This window comes from Neobacillus sp. NRS-1170, from assembly GCF_050468025.1.
This window is the reverse complement of record NZ_JBITPF010000136.1, coordinates 1-1,092: the sequence shown is the minus strand read 5'-3', so window position 1 is coordinate 1,092 and position 1,092 is coordinate 1. Positions and strand designations below refer to the sequence as shown.

Annotated in this window: 2 protein-coding genes; both read left to right on the top strand. The window is 34.8% G+C overall.

The genetic code is table 11. The features are described from left to right. The first annotated feature begins 33 nt into the window (after positions 1–33). Positions 34–753, top strand: coding sequence for an IS3 family transposase (locus tag ACIFOT_RS32445; protein ID WP_430073109.1), 720 nt, complete (start codon positions 34–36; stop codon positions 751–753). A 12-nt stretch (positions 754–765) separates the two neighbouring features. Beyond that, positions 766–948 (top strand): IS3 family transposase, encoded by a 183-nt coding sequence (locus ACIFOT_RS32440; RefSeq protein ID WP_430073106.1) that lies wholly within the window; start codon positions 766–768, stop codon positions 946–948. Positions 949–1,092 lie beyond the last annotated feature (144 nt).

Here is a 1,092-nt window from a genome sequence, read left to right as displayed (position 1 = left end):
AAAATTAAAAGAAATAGAATTGGAGAATGAGATATTAAAAAAGTTCCAGGCCTTTCTCAAGGGGAACGGATAAGTAAGATATTCGAAGCTATTTCCTTCTTGAGAAAGGATTATTCAGTCGTCCTTCTTTGTCGTTTATTAGGAGTATCAACAAGTGGGTACTATGCGTATCTTAAAAGACCTAAAAAACAAGTATCAGACCAGGATCGCAAGCTTTTAACTAAGATAAAACGAGCTTACACCCTACATCAAGGAACATATGGAGCTAAAAGAATAGCCGGGTACTTAAAAGAGAAAGGGACTGTTGTAAATCATAAAAAAGTGGCTCGCATCATGAAAGAAGCTAATATTAAAGCAGTAGTCAGACGCCCGAAAACAACAAAAGAAACAAAGGGGCAAGCGGTTGGAAATGTGTATGAAAACCTTTTAAACCGGGATTTCCATGCCAGTCATCCCAACCAAAAATGGGTTACAGATATGACGGAAATCCAAGTAGACCAAGAGAAATTTTATATATCAGCATTGATGGATTTATTTAACCGGGAAGTGATTGCATTTGAAGTGAGCTCTAGTCCAAATCAGGATCTTATTAAGGCTACTATTGAGTCGGCACAAAAAAAGAGAAAGTTGAAATCACTTGAAGGTGTAATTATTCACAGTGATCAAGGGAGTGTGTATAGGTCTTTTGGTTATGCTCAATTGAGCAAGACTTTGAAGTATACACCAAGCATGTCCCGCAAGGCAAACTGTTGAGATAACGCTGTTATTGAGAGCTTTTTTTCGCAATTAAAGACTGAATTCCCTTGTTTTTATCCAACCATTCAAAAAGATACATTTCAGAGAGATCTGAATCATTTTATATGTTATTACAATGAAAAACGAACCCAATATAAATTAGGATTCGTTTCTCCTAAAAATTACTATTTAAATTATAAAAATGCAGCTTAATGTCGAATTTTGAAAGAGTCTATTTATCGGGGGATTGGTGCTTATGGTCAATCCCCCGATAAATAGACTCTTTCAAAATTCGACATTAAGCTGCATTTTTATAATTTAAATAGTAATTTTTAGGAGAAACGAATCCTAATTTAT